Origin of the sequence: Paenibacillus camerounensis (genome assembly GCF_000723885.1) — a bacterium.
In the GTDB taxonomy this organism is placed as follows: Bacteria; Bacillota; Bacilli; order Paenibacillales; family Paenibacillaceae; genus Paenibacillus_AQ; species Paenibacillus_AQ camerounensis.
This window is the reverse complement of sequence record NZ_CCDG010000008.1, coordinates 80,587-99,613: the sequence shown is the minus strand read 5'-3', so window position 1 is coordinate 99,613 and position 19,027 is coordinate 80,587. Positions and strand designations below refer to the sequence as shown.

Below are 19,027 nucleotides of genomic sequence, written 5' to 3'. Positions count from 1 at the left end.
CAAAAGGGCTAACGGCAAGCTTACTGAAATGTTATATCGTTTTACTGCTGGACGTAAGGTGCAGCCGCCCGGCTGAAGCGCTCCAGGGCCTGGGCAAGGATTGAACGCGGACAAGCCAGATTGATACGCAGATGACCTTCACCTTCTGCACCGAAAACAGAGCCTTCATTAAAAGCAACCTCCGCCTCCTGGTACATCAGCTTCTTAAGTCCGGCTACATCTAGCCCGAAAGCAGAGCAGTCCAGCCACAGCAGATAGGTTGCTTCCGGACGCATAACCTTAACCGCAGGCAGATGCTCTCCAAGATAGCTGATCGCATAATCGGCATTTCCGGCAATATGCTGGATAAGCTCGTCCAGCCAGGCTTCTCCTTCATTATAAGCCGCTTCTACCGCCTCCTGGGCAAAATAATGCGACATATGCAGGCTAAGCGTCTTCAGCTTGCGCTCGAATTGGCGGCGCAGCTGCGGATTTTTGGCTACTATATACGAGGTCTGCAGGCCCGGCAGGTTAAAGGTTTTGGTTGCTGCCAGTGTGGTTACCGTAATATCTGCAAGCTCCTCTGACAAGGAGGCAAACGGGATATGCTGATGTCCAGGCATAATCATATCGCAATGAATCTCATCCGAGATGACGGTGACACCGTAACGCAGACACAGCCCGCCCAGACGCAGCAGCTCCTCACGCTTCCATACGATTCCGCCCGGGTTATGCGGATTGCACAGCAGCAGCAGCTTGGCGCCGCCCTGCATCAGCTCCTCGAGCTGGGCATAATCCATCTCATAGCGTCCGCCGCTTAAGATCAGCGGGTTCTTGGCTACTATGCGGTCATTCATGTTAATGACATCATAAAAGGGATAATAGACCGGTGATTGCAGAATTACTTGATCCCCCGGCTTGGTTAGCAGCTCAACTGCAAGGCTGAGCGAGGTGACGATCCCCGGAGAATCTGTAATCCATTCCGGCTGAAGCTCCCAGTTATGGCGGCGGCTGTACCAGTTCACAATCGCCTGTCTGTATGATTCACCAGTGACACTATATCCGTAGATCCCGGATTCCACCCGGCGCAAAATAGCTTCCTTCACCGCAGGCGGGCTCTCAAAATCCATGTCAGCCACCCACAGCGGCAGAATGTCGCTGTTGCCAAACAGCTTTTCACTCTGATCCCATTTGTAGGAGCGGGTATTGCGGCGGTCAATTATGCGTTCAAAATCATACATTCCTTCCATCCCCTGTTCTTTGGCTTTTCAGAATATTGTATCACAGGGGGAGTCCATCCGGCATCCTTTACTGCAATCAGCTGCCTTTACGCAGCCGTTCCAGGGATTGGACCAGCCTGTCCTCTTCAAACGGCTTTAACAGATAATCAACAATCGCCTGGTCAAATGCCCATAACGCATGCTGTTTACTCTCCGTGGTGACTACAATCTGGATCGCCGGCAGCAGCTGCTTGATCTGTTCGGCGACAAGAACTCCCTGCAGGCCCTGAAGCTGAAGATCCAGAAACAGCACATCCGGCTGAAGCAGGGTCATCTGCTCCAGAGCACTCTGCGGATGAGAAGACTTTCCGATCACAGCGACTTTTCCTGACCTGTGCAGCATCGCATCCAGCTTGTAGAGATCCTTCTGATTCACATCCAGCAAAAACGCTCTAATCATGCCTCTCCCGCCTTTCTTCAGGAAGTTGTTTTTTAAAAAAAAGCTGTCCTGCACGCCTAAAATCAGACGCCTTGGGACAGCCATCATTTGTAATAAGACCTGTTTATCCTTCTGCCCTGGCAGGCACCTTATTTCAGTACCGGCGGCAGCAGGCTGCGGACATCATCATTGTTAACGATCAGATGAATATTGTTCATCGTCCGCAAAGAGCCCGAGATCACACCGGCCAGCTGGCCGTGTGCATCCATCAGCGGCCCCCCGGACATTCCGCTTGCTACCTGTGCCGAGGTCAGAATTCTGCTGCGGCCGTTAATCTCTGCTGCAGGCGTGTTGACGATGCCTTCGGTGATAATATTCGTATTTTTTAAAGGATACCCCAGTGCGAATACAGCCTCGCCATGCTCTACCGCATCTTTGCGCACCTGAAGATAAGCATAGACATTGTTCTTCATCTTCATCGCGGCGGGCGCAGGCAGCTCAAGCACTGCTACATCCTTCAGCTCATCGTATTTCGTAACTTTGATCGGACTGATCACAGTCCCGTCTGCCATTACACCTTCCATCCGGTCAGCACCTTTTACAACATGGTACGCGGTTACCGCCGTGCCGCCGGGGGACAGGATTACTCCCGTACCCGTGGCACTTGCCGTCCCGTCACTTTTCAGCACCCGAAGGTAGAACATCGCTTTTTCAGCAAGCTGATAGGTCTGTTCGGCATTGTTGACGACCTGCGTATCGGCACTGGTTGTGCCGTTGTAGAAGAGGGCTGCGGACAGCAGGGATACTATGATGCACAGATAAGCCAGCTGTTTTTTCATCCGCTACTCATTCCTTTTTCGTTTATTGCACTGCTGACATGATATCTTTGAACGCCCAGTGCGATGCCGGCAGATCGTTATATTTCACAGCCGTTACCGTCAGCTTTTTGGTGCCGACAATCCGGTTGATCATAACAACAGCTTCTGCACGTGTAATCGAAGCATTCGGCTTGAAGGTTCCGTCAGGGAATCCCTGTACATACCCGGCCTTGGATAAAGCATTCACATACTGCTCTGACCAGTGGCCCTTCAGATCGGACTGCTTCGTCAATCCGGCATTTGTAACATCCAGATTCAGCACAGTGGTCATGATCTTCGCGAACTCGGCTCTGGTCAAACCTTTGGTTCCGCCGAACCCGCCGTCAGGGTAACCCTGGATAATGCCAGCTGAAGCAAAGAATCCAGTCAGCTTGTCATACTCTGCTGTCACATCAGTAAAGAGATTGCCTACATTTACATTCTCCATATCAAGCAGCGGGGCAAGGGATGCGATCAGTTCATATCTTGTAATCGCTGCGCTTGGTTTGAACGTACCGTCCGTATAACCGGTCATGTACTTAACCTCATTTGCAGCGCTCTTCAGATTGTACTTCGCGTTCTCAACCGCATACTCGATAGTGATGACCGTATCATCCTGATCGGTAATCATTTTGATGGTCATATTTCCGGTAATCAGAAGCTCTCCGGTGTACTTCGTGCTGTTCACCGTCGGTGTACTGCCGTCCAGCGTGTAGTAGATGACCTGCCCTTCAGGAGCAGTCAGCTTCAGCTTGCTGTTCTTGGCAACCTTCACCGGCGCCTCGCTGTCACTGTTGATGCTTGCGTTGCTGGTGACCGCTGTAATTGCCGGTTCTTTGACAGGAGGCACGAAGAACCCGCCCCCGCCTCCGCCGCTTCCACCGCTAGGAAGCGTCCATGTTTCTGTCCATACCTTGCTGTACTCTTTGCCTGTAACAATTGTAACAGCCTTAACTGTTGTGGCTGTCTTCAGCACAATCGGTGCAGTGTACAGCAAGGATGTTTCATTAGGCGTGCTGCCATCCAAAGTGTAATAGATGCTGCCGCCCGGCTCATCTGTTCCAAGGACAACCGAAGTCTCCGTTGTAATGATATTGTCCTTGGCATCTGAGCGCAGCTCAGGTGCCGCTGCTGTTGCCGGATATTTCACTGCCGGCTCGTTGATCATTACGCTTCTGCTCAGCCCTTGAGCGGACACCGTAAGTTTGGTTCCGGCTCCGTCTCTCAGTGTTCCAGTCGTTCCGTTCAGAACAACTGCTGCCGGATCAGCACTCCAGTTAACCCCTTCTGCACCTTTCAGCGCAAAGCCGGATGCTATCCGGTTGACCAGATCCTGCGGGCTCAGAACAACTGCGGCTGTGCTGAGCATTCCTTCCTTCGTCCCCTCAAAAGCTGTGAGTCCAGGATAGTATCCGTTATGCGCTGTCCAAGATCCGGCTGTAAGGCCGGCAGGAAGTGTCCCGTTAACCAGCTCGGCCGCTTTGAGCCCGGATACATTAGAAGGGCGTGTTACTGCTCTGCCTTCAGCATCAGAGTAAGCAATATTCACCTTCAGCATCTGTGTATTAAACACAGAGCCGCTGATAGTGGCTTCGTCCGCCTTCTGTCCGGCAATACCGCCGAAGAATGCAGCACCAGGTGTAAGCACACCGTTCACTGCTGCTCTAATCTCGCCGGTATTCAGGGAAGCCGCAATTGCTCCGTCTGCAGCATATCCGGCAATACCGCCGCTCCATGCTTTCTGAGTACCCTCTGCAGAAATTCTTCCTGCAGAATAACTGTTACTGATGCTGCCGCTGTTGGTTCCGGCAATACCGCCGGCAACTGCTTCAGCTGCAGCTGCGTTAACATCTGCATATGACATGGAATCAGTGATAATACCTGCCGGTGCGTTCTGGCCTGTGATGCCTCCGGCCGCCTGTCCAGTTCCGTTAATGCTTGCACCGGAGCTGGAAGCCGAGATTGAACCGGCGTTCACACCGGTAATTCCGCCGATACGTCCGGCACCGGACAACGTCAGGTCTACAGCATTAACCTTGCTGATTGTTCCTTCGTTGACGGCTGCTGCACTGCCTGCAGCTTCAGTCCCCTGCAGTGTACCGCTGATGGTAACACCTGAAATTGTTCCGTTGCTGCGGTTTATTCCGGCAGCAGCTCCGACATTTTTACCTGAAGCTTTAACACCTTCAAAGCTAACATTAGTAATGGTGCCGAGATTCTCAGTTACAAATCCAATATAGGATTGCTCTGCGGAATCCAATACAAGACCGGATACTGTATGGCCTTGACCATCGAATATTCCTTCAAAGCTATGGAACGGAACCCACGGCTTACCTTCCAGATTAACGTCGGCAGCGAGATTGAGGGTATGGTAGACCGGTTTTTCGGTAGCCGATCTGTTGTAAAGAACATAATAATCCAACCCGGTCTCATTATAGAGCAGGACTGCTCCGGTTAATTGCTCCGCAGAGTTCAGTGATATTACACCCTCTGCGGCATTATCCATGAACGAAGTATCATGATCCATGTTCCAGGCTCCGGATGCAAGCGGATCAAGTGCTGATGCCGGTGCCAGTTCAGCAGCATTTACTGCAGCGCCGGCATTTTTTCCTACTGCCGGAAGAGTGCCTACATAGCTGGAGCCATTAACTTTGCCGTCACGGAAATTGTAGCCGACCAGTGCGCCCTGCTGGAAATCAGCTCCCGGTGCGCTGGCAGTAATGGCCGGTACGTCTGCGTAAACATTGCTAAGGGTACCGTCATTGTATCCGGCAAAGCCGCCTGTGAAGGAACGGGTTGCCGATTTAATTCCTGTCGTGGAAAGCTTCGCCTGCAGCGCGTAAGAGCTGCTGATGCCGGCGTTTCTTTCTACAGCTGCGGCAAAACCGCCAGTGCGTGTATCAAGTGCAGTGTTCGCCACATCACCGGATGCATAGGAACTGCTGATGCTGTAGTGGTCAACTGAACCGGCGAAGCCGCCGACATAAGAACCCAGTCTTCCGCTGACATTCAGCGCGCCTGTGGCATAGGAGTGTGAAATCTGTCCTTCGCGCACATCGGTATCACCGAGCAGACCGGCGAAGCCGCCTGCGTAAATGGTGTTGTCTTTATTGGTATCATTGATATTTACCGAAATGTCCGCATGGGAGTAAGTAATCACAATATGATCACCCATACCCACAATTCCGCCTGTACGGGTAGCAGGCAGCGAGTTATCCAGCGTCAGGGCAGTTCCTACCGTAATTGCCTGTCCGGCAGGTGCTGCTGCTTCACTGTAATGAATCTCGCCGTCAGCTCCCTGACCAACGATACCGCCGACATTATAGACACTGCTGTCATCAGCCTTCAGGCTGTTGGCAGCGTAGGCGTCCACAATAATACCGTTGCTGTAGCCTGCGATACCGCCAAGATTTACTGTTTTACCGCCATGGACATTAAGGTCTGCTGACGAGCTGGAACGGTAAATCGAAGCATTATTATTACGGCCGGCCACACCGCCTGCATACAGATCCATCACATGGTCTGTTCCGGCAACTGTTACAGTACCGTTATGAACATTGGCAAGATAGATTCCGTTGTATAACGGATACGCCTTACCGAAATCAAATCCTTCATCTCTGTTACTGCTGGAGATAGCTCCGGCAATACCGCCCGCTTCAGCTTCACCTGTCTTGGCTGTCACTGTAATTACCGGTGCAGCATCGACACTGTAAAGAATGGAGCTGTCGGATTGTCCGGTGATTCCTCCGGCAATTACCGATTCACCCGGAGCTTGAATCGTACCTGCAAATGAGCTGTTATTCACAGCAGCATTCACTATGCGTCCGGCAATACCGCCGATTACAGCCTGCAGAGAATCTGCTGCTGAGGCAAGTGTTACTTTATCTACGGTCACATGATCAATATCAAAGGTACTGCTGAGTGAAGCAATGGATTTAAGCTTCATGCCGCCAAGTGTGCCTTCCTTATAACCAACCGCTGCACCAACGGTACCATTACCGGACAGCTGTACACCGTTTCCGGTTCCGTTAATTGTAATATCCTTGAGCACTGTACCCGCTGCCGCTTGTCCGGCAACACCGCCCAGGATGGAGTCAAGCCCGGAGGCTTCAATTATTCCGTCTGTAAAGCTTACTTCCAGTCCGCTTGCTGTGCCTGCGGTAAATGTACCGATAACACCGCCAGCTATGCTGTTCATTCCAGAAGCACTAATGCGGAGCTTGCTGGTTACTTCAGTTGTCAGCCCGCTGACATCGCCGGACTGAACACCGATTACACCCCCGACTACAGCCTGATCCGCAGAGCTGCCGATGCTGCCGTCGATGGCATTGACGGAGTAGGTTGCCGCGGTCAGATCGGATGTGTTATCACCGATAATGCCGCCGGCAATGCCGCCGCTGTATACAGTCTCGATCCGGCTTCCGCCGTCAAGAGTCAGGTGCAATCCGGTAACATTACCTGTATTCTTGCCGATTACAGCTCCAACCGTTCCGCCGCTGATTTTGATACCGTTCAGCAGCTTCAGATTTACGTCGGATACCGTACCCAGGTTAAGGCCGGCCAGAGCGCCGGTGAACTGGATACCCGAGACAGTCAAAGGCTCAAGATTAACGGCAGATACTGCTCCAGCTTCCCCAATGATTCCGAACAATCCGGAGTAGGTGAAGACCGGCTGCAAGGTCAGACCGTCAATCAAATGGTTACCGCCGTTGAATGTGCCCTCAAAAGCATTCTCTTCCTTATCGCCGATCGGAACCCATTGCTTGGACTGAATGTGAACCGGGTTCGTGATTGTAATTGTTCTGCCTGCAAAATTGAATTTGTCCACACCGGCGATAGTGCCGTTGACAATGGACGCAAGACCCGCAAGCTCAGCCTCGGTAGTAATCTGGAATACGATAGCGTCCTTATCCTTCATGTACCAGTTGATATTGGCATTGACGTCATTGCCGAGATCGCCGCCCGTATTGGCCTCACGGTTCACTTCAGGATATTTGTAATCTGCATTCAGTGAGCCGTATTTCCATGCACCGGCGAAATCCCAGCCGGACAATTCAGGGAACACCGTTCTGTCTTTCAGCGTCGCTGAAAGAATGGTAGTCAGCCGTACGTGCACGTTCAACCAGCGGTGGTTGCCTTCTGCAAAGTCCGGCAGATCCTTGTTGATGTTGAGCGATTCATCTTTAATATAGTAGGTTTTGTATAAAAGCTCTTTGCTGGCATTGTCATAACGTCCGGCAAAGCCGCCGGCGTATGCGCCGTTAGTGGCCGAAACCTCAGCCGCAGAGTAGGCATTAGAAACTTTACCGTCTTTTATTCTGCCGATAAAGCCGCCTACATAGGAATGATCACCTGTTGCTGCCACGCTTTTAGCTACATATGAGTTCTTGACTGTACCTCCGGTAAGCTCGCCGATCAGTCCGCCTACGTTCGTGTAAACTCCGCCGGCAGTAACTCTGGAGGCAGTGTAAGACTGCTCTACAGTACCAGCGCTGTTGCGGCCGATCAGTCCGCCAAGGAATACGGATTGGCCTGCTGTACCGGTCGCTTTACCGTTCAAATCGATATCGATGTAAGAGCCTTTAACTGCTCCGGTATTCTCGCCTACCAGACCTCCGGCCAGAGTGCCTGCGCCTTCAATGGTAAGATTGGCGTTTGAATAGGTGTAGTACAGCGTACCCTTTTCGGTGTTGAGTCCGGCCAAGCCGCCAAAGGTTACGTTATTGCCCTTGGAGGATACCGAAATTTTATCCGTAATGCTGTTATTGGCAATCAGGCTGCGGTTCTCGCCGACCATCCCCCCAAGAATGGAGGAAGGTGCCGTTGCCGCGATGCTGCCCAGTGTGCGCGTGTTCTGAATCGTACTCACTGCCGATCCCGGGTTCATCACCGGATCACCGGGACGGGCATCGTTGAGTCCGACAATTCCACCGATGGTAGAATTGGCCGCTGTTGCATTTACCTTCAAGCTGAGTCCTGTTAAATAGCTGTTAGTGATAACTGCTGAATTGGTACCCAGGTTGTAGGCGGCAATCCCCGCTGTTTTGGCGTTAGCACCGTTGATCGTCAGGTTAAGTGTCTTTCCGACCAGGCGCTCCAGTCTGGATTTGTCATTATAGCCGACAAGTCCGCCGGTATAGCCGTTTGCCGCATCTTTAGTAGTATTAATAAGCAGGTTCTCCAGGTTGACAGTCGTTGTGTCTCCGCTTAGTGTACTGTTCTCCAGTGCACCTGCCAGACCTCCGACTCTTGCCCCTGTTCCTTTAACCGAAATATTGACATAATCCGGCGCTGTTGCTGCAACGACTGGATTAACAATATCCGTAGCCTGGGCGTAACCGACAAGTCCGCCGGCTTTGACATCTGTACCGTTAACGGTAACTACTGCCAGCTCGCCGGCATGAAATACCGGAGCGTTGATGCTGGAGCGGTTAGTAACTGCATCCGCACCTGCCGAACGTCCGGCAATACCGCCGGCTTCGGTGCGGATCCCGCCTGCTGTGATGCTTACGGCATTAGCTGTTGCATCTGTAAGAGAGCCTGTATTCAAGCCGGCAACCCCGCCCAGCAGCGCATCTGCGCCTTCAGAGCTGAGGATGATGTTCTCGGCCAGCACATAGGGTGCTGCACCATGGTTCTCTCCAAAAATACCGCCGGCATGGGCGGATGCACCCTTAGCCTTAATCTCAATCCGCTCGGAATGCAGATGAAGCGCGGAAGTCCGGTTGACACCGATAGCACCGCCGACAATTCCGTTGTCCGCGTTCATTTCAATGACAAAGTCCTTCGCCACAACCGGTGCTTCCGTTGTACCGATCACCGCCAGCGTGTTCAGGTTACCAGCTACTGTACCGAGTGTGTAGCCGCTTCTTCCGCTTTCAGTGATCAGTCCCACTCTGGCAGCCTGGCTGTTAGTCAGAGTAAGAGCTTTGTCATTCATACCGACAAGTCCTCCGGCAGTAACATTATCTGCACCCGCAGCAGGGTTCTTCACCGCTGCCTCGATGGTCAGGCTGTTGTAATCTGCACTGTTGGCATCCCCGGCATAAGCGCCGTTGATTGTTCCTTGCGCATTACCGGCGATACCGCCGATTACACCGCCCTCTAATGTTGCTTTCAGACGGATGTTTTTCACAGCTGCATTGTTAATGGTACCGTCCAGATAACCGGCGATACCGCCGATTGTTCCGTCAGAGGTAATGGTTGGAATAATGGCTGCATTGCCTGCCTGCGAGGACAGGATGCTTCCGCCGATTTCATACCCGGCAATACCGCCGGTATACACATCTGCCGAGCCTACGGCATCAATCGCACCAGTAAAGGAGGCGTTGACAATGCTTCCGCCTGCATCATACCCGGCAATACCGCCGGTGTAAATGACGCTTCCTCCGCTAGCCTGAATGTGTGCGGTATTCAGGTAAGCATTCACTGCCGGATTGTTAAGAACAATCCCCTTCTGGGCGTAACCGATTAATCCGCCTGTGTAGATATTTTGTGAGCCTGTAGCTGTTACATTTGTAGCATTGTTATACTCTTTGGTCCAGGTAACCGTGCTGCCTGCATAACCGGCAATCCCGCCTGTATGCACATTTGTTCCGCCGTTATTGGTTACTGGTGCCGTATTCACAAACACAATACTGATATCGGGAACTGTTACAGTACCTACTGCACCGAAAAGGCCTCCCGCATACGTGCCTGTTGCTGACGGAGCATTGATGCTGACAGCACCGCTGTTATTCGTCGAATCAGAGAATACTGCTGTATTATCGATTTGCCCGAGAATACCGCCCGCATATACAGTGGAGCCTCCGTTTACAGTAACCGGACCACTGTTACTGATGATCGTGTCTTCATCATTCATCGTTACGGAGCCTATAGTATGGCCCGCGATACCCCCGGCATAGATGGAGTCGCCGCCCTGTCCGTTAGCAAGCACAGCACCGGTGTTTGAAACCTTCTTCAGCTTCAAGCCTCCGGCATCCGCATAGCCTGCAATACCGCCGATAGCGGCTGTACCGTTAGCTGTGATAGAAGCATTGTTGAACGAGCTGGCAATGGAGCCTTCACCCATCCCGACGATCCCGCCGGCATATGTGTGGTAAGGTGCACTGTCTGTTGCAATCTTGATGTTGTTCGTAATGTCGTACACAATGCTGGAACCGGTCATTTTACCGACTGCAGCCCCTGCATACACATCGTAGGTCACGCTGGTCACGCTGATTGAGCCGTTATCAGAGAATATAAATCCCCCTACGGTACCGTTTATCATATTGCCGACAAGACCTTGATAAGACAAGCCTGACGGCAGCTTCATTTCAGAAATAGTAAGGATAGATCCGTCTTTGGAAATCAGTGTTCCGCGGAACGGATATTCGCCGTTACCGATCGGTACCCAAAGATAAGCACCGAGATTCATGTCGCGGTCTATTTCAAGGATTTTACCGCTAAGCCCGTTTACCTTGCCGCCGTCTGCGTCAACATCCTCATTGACGAGCTTTGCCACCCCGGCCAGCTTGGCTTCGGTATCAATCTTAAAAGTTGTATAAACCGGGTTGTACCATGACGTATCCGCTGCACCCGACCAGGTCTGCCCGTCGGCTTTGACCATCAGGCCACCTGCAACCGCTGCGATAGTCAGAACTATCAGTGCAACCGCCAACCCAAGGATTGATTTTTGCTTTATTGCCATCATGACACCACCTTAACTAGTATGAAATGCTGTACAGTAGGATACCCGCATCAGCCACTCAGCTGATGCGGGCCCTGCCGTTCTATTGTTTGTCTGTAATATACTGATCCAGTCTGATTGCAATAGTAGCAGCTTCAGCTCGGGTCAATACGCCGGCAGGATTGATGTTTCCGTCCACACCGCGGATGATGCCGTATTTGATGCTGAGTGCAATGGACTGCCGGGCCCAAGCCGGAATGGAATCCTTGTCAGCATAGGCTGCAAGAATCTGTGTAACCTCAGCCTCGCTGAGTGTCTCGCCGCCGGCGCTGATTACATTCAGCAGTCTGCCGACCATGGTCATTGCTTCCATCCGCGACAGAGTAGCCTGCGGTGCATATTGGCCGCCGTTCTGGCCGGTGACGATACCCAGCTCAGCTGCGATTGAGACACTGCGGCTGTACCAGCTGTTCGCCGACACATCCGAGAAATTCTGCTTACTGAACGGATTGTTCATCAGCCCTGCAACTCTCAGGAGAATCGTCGGCAGCTCTGCACGGGTAACCTTGGATTGAGGTGCAAAGCTGTCAGCCGCTTTACCCAGAACAAACAGTTTACCCGAGGCGGCGTTGATATCCTGCTGAGCCCAGAAGCCTGCAGCCACATCCTTAAATACCTTCTTGTTACTGATGAAGAACAGGCTGCCTTCACCGGTCAGCTGTACATCCACAGCAGTACTGTTGCTGTTCAGCTTCCAAGGTATCGTTGTCCAGTTTCCGCTGGCATCCTTCAGAACCACTGCGGTGATACCACCGGCAGCTATGCCTGAAGGGATCGCAACATTGGCTTTAAGGGCAGGTGCCCATTTGCCGGAAGGCAGATTGACGGCAACATGTACCCCTTCGCCTGCTCCCAGCACAGTGAAGTTCTGGGTTGACGCAATTGCGGACATTGCTGTCTTATCATTAGCATTATTGCTTCCAATGCTGATCCGGAGCGGCCCGTTAAGTCCTGACAGATGATCCGGTGTCAGGACGAGTGATCCGAACGGCACTTGGATTACCACATTTTTCTTGGCTGTAACAGCCTGCTGCACGACGCTCTGATCAACCGTAATATCAAAGCCTCCTGCTGCTGTATCTGAACTGCTGATTGTAATATCCCCTGTACCGTCTGCAGCTTTGCTGCTGTCAGTCAGATGAATGACGGCTGTAGTGCCGTTCCAGGTCGCTTCTACATCCTGGCCGTTCAGTGTTGCTTTAGGCGCACCTTCAGGAGCCGGTGCAGGAGCTACTGGTCCAGGAGCACCTGGAGCACCCGGAGCACCTGGAGAACTTGGGGCACCAGGTCCATTGCCCGGTAATGCGGAGTAAATGACCGCAGTTACTTGGGCGGCTGCCATTGCCAGTTTATCCATGGATGTCCGCTTGGCAACGACGATCTCATCACCCGGCTTCACGAATACAGCACCGTCAGCCGGCAGGATCTGCCAGTCGCTCAGATCCGATTGGAATGCCGGAAGGGCCCCGCCTTGACCTGAGCTGTAAATCTTGTAAGCCAGTTGTTGTCCGGTCATATCCCCGGAGTCGGATACAATAATTCTGGTCTGGGTTGTATTCGTCCCTGCAGGCACTGCAGAAATAACCAGGCTACCCAGCTTCACAGGCTCAGGCACTTCAACCGAAGCAACCGTATAGCCCTGGATGGTTACTCCATCCGTTACTGTGTACTCCCCTGTAATCAGGCTTGAGCCGGTTGCGAGGGCTGTAACAGTAGTGGTGCGTTTTTGTGTTGCCTGATCCACGACAGTCACAACATCAACCGAATCTCCGGATGCTACAGAGTAGGTGATTTTACTCATGTCACTTTGGCTTACTTCCACCTGCTTATACTTCAGCTTGCCGTTCTCGTCCTTGCCGTCGGCTACCTTAAGGTAGGCCTTGGCAATGATGCTCTTGTCTCCAGGCTGCAGAGCAGGAACCTGTTCGAGAATCAGCGCCGAAGGAACATCAAAGCTTTCATTGGAGATGTTCACAACTGCCGTATTTTCATTACCGGCACCGTCTGTAGCGGTGAATTGAAGCGCAACAGTCGGATCAGCCGATGCCACAGGCACCTCTGCATTAAAGGTGCCGTCTTCAGCAACCGGCACTACCGTACTGCCTACTTTCAGCAGCGTTCCTTTAGTTGTAGTACCAGCAACAGTGATCTTGTTGCCCGAACCGTCGTTAGCCGTTCTTGCTCCGGTCGCCGGCTGGTCAATGTAGAGCACCGGTGCAATAGTATCAACCGTCAGATACAGCATGGTTACCGAAAGATCCTTGGTTGCTGTATTCGTTGCACGCAGCTCTACAGCAAACGGTCCGTCTGTCTGGAACTTGGTCAGCTTCAGCGTCCCCTGGCTTCCGTTAGCCGTATTGCTAAGCGCTACCTTACCGATTGATTCTTCCGCATAGAACGCTTCTACGGTTACATTCTTCTGATCCGAAGTAAACGTCAGTGTCTGCTCCGTTTGCTTGGTAAGCAGATTGATGTAAGCGCCAGTGTTCTCAAGCGTACCTTGACCTGTTACATTCAGCTTAGGCTTAACAGGTACAGGAAGCAGCTTCTTCGCAGCAGCAATCCGGTCTGCATAATGGTAATTCTGGTTCTTGTCATCCGCTTCAGTCGGAACCGTTGCTGCCGACACGCCAATTTCGTATTCATAGCCGACTTCAAGACCGACATACTTGACATCCTTCAGGTCCATTACGGTTCCTTCAAGACTGCCGAGATCCACCTCATCAGTAGTTGAGGTTGCGGACCAGCCGCCGATCAGAATACCCTCATACTTGCCTGTTGAAGCATTCCAGTAAGGGGCAAGCTCCTCTTCAGTGAACAGAATTTCGCCGAAATTGTCATAATCCTTCATTTCGCCGTCCTGCAACCGTTTTGCATCAATAATATAGCTGTGTTCATAGCCGCTGTGTCCGGCTTTCTTCGCGCCCGGTTTGAAGGAAAGGGCAAACAGTCCGTTTCCTGCCGGTTCAACCTTCAGATCGCTTACGTTCTGCGGTGCAAACGGATCGACAATCTCAAACTTTTGCACCGAAGTCTTCGTAGCGAAGGTAGCGCTGGATTTCAGCTCGGCACGCAGATAGTAATTTCCTTGTCTCAGCAGTCCGCGGATATCCTCCGGATTGCCCATCAGGGTTACATTGGTAACATCAATGCTTGTGCTTCCGCTGGTTACTCCGCCGCTGACGCCGCCGTTCTGGCCGACCGGAATATCCTTGGCAATGAGCAGACCGGGATCGCCTGCTTCAAGCACGGGTTCTCCGTTATCCAGTGTCGTTGTTTTCTTGGAAACTGCGTCCTGAGCCAGATACAGATTGATTGTATCTCCTTCGGCTGCATTGGCTACTTTCCAGGAAGCGTTGAACTTGTCCGCATTCGAGTTGTCCTTAGCGAGAACGATATCGTTCAGCTGCGGTGCAGTCGGAACGTTAAGCAGCTTGGTTTTGACCGGAGATACTGCAGTCAGTGTCCATTTGCCGCCATTTACCTTATCTGCTGGAACGATAATATACGCTTTACGCACATCGACCTGGTCTTTGGAGCTGCTGGCCGGAATGTACTGGGTGAATGCATTAGCCGTCGGGTCTGTATTCGTATTATCGAATTTAACCGGGAACGCCTTCCCGCTTCCATCCTTCAGCGTGAATTCCGGACGATCCTTAGACTCATATTCCATTTCGATAACCGCATTACCGGTTACATTATCCATTGGAATCTCATGCACTCTGCCGCTGTTTTTAACCGTGATGCCGCCTACGCTGACGTTCAATGAACCATTCTCAACGTAATCCACACCTTCAGCAACTTCGCGGTATACAATTTCCTGATTCTCCTGCTCAGCTGCCGGAACAGCCGCCTCAGAGGTTGCTAATGTCTCTACACCTTGTCCGATAACCATCAGGCGCGGTCCGAGCTCAGGGTCATCTACAACCAGATGAATAACACCATCCGGCAGCTGGTCTGTCGAGGTTCCGAATTCAACCCCGCCGCCCCAGTAATATGTGATTCCGAGCGAGATCAGCAGAATGCCGATACTGCCCCATACCTTATCATTGTTGACTCCGAGGAACATGCTGGAAAGCGGCATACCGCCGACAATCGGCACACTGTTCGGAATTTGGATTTTGGAGCCGATATAGCCCTCGAAATCTGTACGGTTCTTCTCCAGGTTCTGTCCGACGAAGATTCCCGCCTTACCGATAATGATATCCCAGCCGCCGATATCCATCTCAGCCTGAACGCGCACGAACCATGGGGTTACCCACTGGGCTTCAAGCAGCGCCTTGGTCAGCATCGGCAGCTTATCATCATCCTCCGGCTCTGCCATCGTGGAGAAGTCCATCTTGCCTTCTACTTTAAGTCCGGTCCGTTTAACCGTAAGATCGACATCTCCGAAGAAATACGCCGGAGCCATCCCGAATCTCAGGCTTACACCAGCTGATACAGTCAGCGGGAACGGGTCATCCTTGCTTCCGCCCGCAATGGTATCGGCAAGCTCACGGACCGCGCCGCGAATTCCTGTCAGATACGTAGCACCCGTGATCAGAATACCCGGGGAAGGAAGTCCTGCTCCGAAGGCAATAACATCCGGGAGGATACGGCCGTCTCTGACCTTCTTCAGTGACAGCTCAACGGACACTTCGAGCATGTTCTTAAGCTGGGCATCGAATGCCAGTCCATACTGGTTCTCTACCGGCTCTCCGCCGATCTCCTGAACAAAGTGGGTTACTGTAATTTCACCGCTTGGACTCTTAGGCCCGTCGTCATCTTTTTTCTTGGCGCCTTCCTTCTTAGGTCCGAACAAACCGACCGATTCGCCCAAGTCGAATTTAAGTGCCGCATCAATGCCGACAAAACCTTTATCGTTAAATACGACGTTATTGATTTCTGCATTAATAATCTTCATTGACAGGGAGCCGCCGAAGGAAATCCCGCCTTCTCTTAACATAAAGTCATTAAAAGAAAGTCCGAATCCGTCAATTGAGAAGCTCGGTGCTGCGAACAGCGACTGTCTGTTGAAATATACATCCTCGATCATAACCTGGCGCAGCGGATTCAATCTGTCGCCTACGCCGCCGACGGCCCATTTCAGGCTGCCGTTCTGGGTATCATCTTCAGGGTTCGTATTCTCTTCTTCTTCTTCATCCTCATCATCTTCAATGCCAGCGGACGGCATATTAAAATTCTCGTCGCCCAGCGATTTGTTGAAGCCGTTGAAGAAGTCCAGCGTCCATTCCCCTTTGTGGAAAATAAAGCCGCTGCTGGCAACGCTCAGCGTTCCATCCCCTTTAATAAAAAGGGTATCCAGGAACGGCATGTCATCTGACTGGGTCTGTCCGAAGATATTCAGCTTGCCGCGGACAAACGCCAGATCCTTACCTGTATAAGCTACAGCATCATTTATAATGGCCGGTTCAGTCTTTGTATCTACAATAACCTGTTCATCGGCTTTGGAGCCGACCTGCTTGATCATCCCGCGGATCACTACAACGACTTCGCGGTCAATTTCTTCATCCTCTGCTTCAGCCTCGAATGCCTCCAGGTCTTCTTCAGAATCAAATAATTGATAGTTGTAAAGCGGTGTTTCTTCCAGCGCTTCATCATCCATAAATTCACTCAGTTCAAATTCAGGATCAACGGCCTTACTGGCCATTCCGATAACCGCTTTGGTCTTCTTGTATTCTGTTACTGCATTATAGAGGAATGCTCCGTCTTTAAACGGCTCATTCGGGAAAAGGCTGTTCAGATCGTCGAGCAGATCTCCGCTTACAGACGAACCGTTCGCGATACCGCTGACGTCCACCAGCTGCTTGTACACGACCATAATGCCGGCTTCGCGGATACGCGATTCGTCATTGTCGGATACAAGGATGGTCTGTTCCGTGGTGATGTCATACATGGAGGCAATTTCCTCATCGCCGCCGGCATCACCCTTATAGTCAATCTCCACCTGATACTCACCGAGCGGCAGCTCTGGTCCGAGATCAGCTTCAATTACATTGCCGGCCTCGTCAACCATATCCCCGCCGCGGTAGGTTATACGCATATCACCGGACATTCCGTCATCCGTTGGCTGCATAACGACGGCGTCCTGGACATTAATTTTATAACGTTCTCCGGTCACGGTCTCCTTCAGATACAGATCGAAGTTAGCCGCTGTCGTATCGTTACCGGTGTTGTAGGCTTCGATATTCGACAGGTTGACTGTCATATACTTCACGTCCGTGCTGTACAGCTCATCCGGTGACATTCCGTATACATAAGTCGGAGTCGCTTCTCCCACCGGCGGCAGCAGAATGAAATTCGATTTGCTCGATTCATACTGTGCCTTGATGCTCTCATCCGCGATCCCTTCAATTTCACTCTGGGTCTCCGGACTGCTGGCGGTAAGCATATATTCCCGCGTTACCGGCCAAGGTCTGCCTTTGGCCTTCACCTTGAATGAAGCTGCAATCGTATCACCCGGCTTGTACTTCGGCTGAATACCCTGCTCCGCTTCTTCAGGCGTTGCCGATTTCTTGAATTCCAGCGTCCGGCTTCGCGTATTCTCAATAACCGCATTGCCGTTGGCATCTCTTACAACTGCCCCTTTACTGTCAAGCTTGACGAAATCAAGTCCGCTTTCCAGCTCCAGCTTCACATTAATCTTGGAATGCTCCATATTGAATGCGGCCAGATTTTCCACCTCAGCGGTGATATCAAAAATGCCTTCGTCGCGGTAAGCACTGTTATCTTCAAGCGTAGCCAGCTGTTGAATCTGGTCTACAAATCGGACAGAGAATACTTTGTCCGGGGCAATGATTTCCCCGAGGCCGTATACTGTCTCGAAGCTCTGGAAGCCTCCGGCTGCAATTTTGTCCGGGTTCCAGTAAAAGGCGACTGCAGAGTCGGCGCTTCCGTAATCATTGGTGTCACGGGTGAAATCCAGATTCGGATTCACCTTGTAATCCCATTTTGTATTAGCCAGACCGTTCCAGTGGCCGACAATCATCTCATCCACAATATTGATATTCTGCTCGGCAATATTGTTGAAGCCGTAGGCGACAACATTCGTCGCCTGCGGATTGGTCAGGTCCAGCTTATCACGCATAACCCAGTAGGAAGGAAGCTTGTAAAGGGCTGCGTCCTCTTCAGGAATGCCCGCTGCCCGCGGGTCATGTGTAAGTTTTCTTTCAACCATCAGCGGAGCCTGGTAAGCTGTACCGATCTGGAACAAGGGTCCGTCATTGGCTCCGACCATAGTATCCAGCAGGATCCGGCTGCCGACTTCTACGACAGCACCGCTTTTGTTATTGACTTCATAGCGGATATTGATATTTCCGGAATTCACCTTATCCGTGCTGTCAGTGTAGAGCATGAGAATCTGCTTGATCTCTACGCCCTTAATTTTCCACAGCATTTCAAGCTGCTTGGTTCCGTTAGAGTTTTCCACAACCTTTGGTGCTGTTGTTTCGGAATAAAAACTGCTGTCGAACTTATATTTGTTACCGTAGATATAATCTGTCCCATCAATCCGGAACGTCGTAAACGACGTTTCCGGATCATCTCCCTGGAACAGCAGATTGGTATTCTGGTCCTTTTTGCGTATGGGCTGGCCATCCACTGTACGGACACCGTAACGGCCCGTAGCGTTATCCACAGTGACTTTAATGAAGTCATTGGTAATCGTGGTTGTATTCGTTGCCTTAGCCGCATCCGCCAGGGCATGCAGGCTCTCTGATGTAGACAGGAATACCATCACAAAGGAGAGCATCATCGCACACGTTTTTTTAAGCAGCTTCACCTATAGTCCCCCTGTTCATAGTTC

General features: G+C 51.7%; 5 protein-coding genes. All 5 read right to left on the bottom strand.

All coding sequences use genetic code 11. The features are described 5' to 3' along the window. Nucleotides 1-41: 41 nt before the first annotated feature. Nucleotides 42-1,220 (bottom strand): MalY/PatB family protein, encoded by a 1,179-nt coding sequence (locus BN3772_RS03565; RefSeq protein WP_042196720.1) that lies wholly within the window; start codon nucleotides 1,218-1,220, stop codon nucleotides 42-44. 76 nt (nucleotides 1,221-1,296) lie between these two features. After that, nucleotides 1,297-1,659 (bottom strand): LytR/AlgR family response regulator transcription factor, encoded by a 363-nt coding sequence (locus BN3772_RS03560; RefSeq protein WP_042175181.1) that lies wholly within the window; start codon nucleotides 1,657-1,659, stop codon nucleotides 1,297-1,299. A 128-nt stretch (nucleotides 1,660-1,787) separates the two neighbouring features. Beyond that, nucleotides 1,788-2,477, bottom strand: a complete 690-nt coding sequence (locus tag BN3772_RS03555; RefSeq protein WP_042196714.1) for a S1 family peptidase — start codon at nucleotides 2,475-2,477, stop codon at nucleotides 1,788-1,790. Nucleotides 2,478-2,499: 22 nt separating this feature from the next. After that, entirely contained in the window at nucleotides 2,500-11,184 is an 8,685-nt protein-coding gene (locus tag BN3772_RS03550) for a chitobiase/beta-hexosaminidase C-terminal domain-containing protein (protein WP_042196711.1), read from the bottom strand. Nucleotides 11,185-11,266: 82 nt separating this feature from the next. Beyond that, nucleotides 11,267-19,003: an S-layer homology domain-containing protein gene (locus BN3772_RS03545; protein WP_042196708.1), complete on the bottom strand. Its 7,737-nt coding sequence runs from the start codon at nucleotides 19,001-19,003 to the stop codon at nucleotides 11,267-11,269. Between the last annotated feature and the right edge of the window lie 24 nt (nucleotides 19,004-19,027).

What these genes read in the sequence shown, in the direction of transcription:
- BN3772_RS03565 (WP_042196720.1), bottom strand. Translation starts at nt 1,220, where the DNA reads ATGTATGATTTTGAACGCATAATTGACCGCCGCAATACCCGCTCCTAC.
- BN3772_RS03560 (WP_042175181.1), bottom strand. Translation starts at nt 1,659, where the DNA reads ATGATTAGAGCGTTTTTGCTGGATGTGAATCAGAAGGATCTCTACAAG.
- BN3772_RS03555 (WP_042196714.1), bottom strand. Translation starts at nt 2,477, where the DNA reads ATGAAAAAACAGCTGGCTTATCTGTGCATCATAGTATCCCTGCTGTCC.
- BN3772_RS03550 (WP_042196711.1), bottom strand. Translation starts at nt 11,184, where the DNA reads ATGGCAATAAAGCAAAAATCAATCCTTGGGTTGGCGGTTGCACTGATA.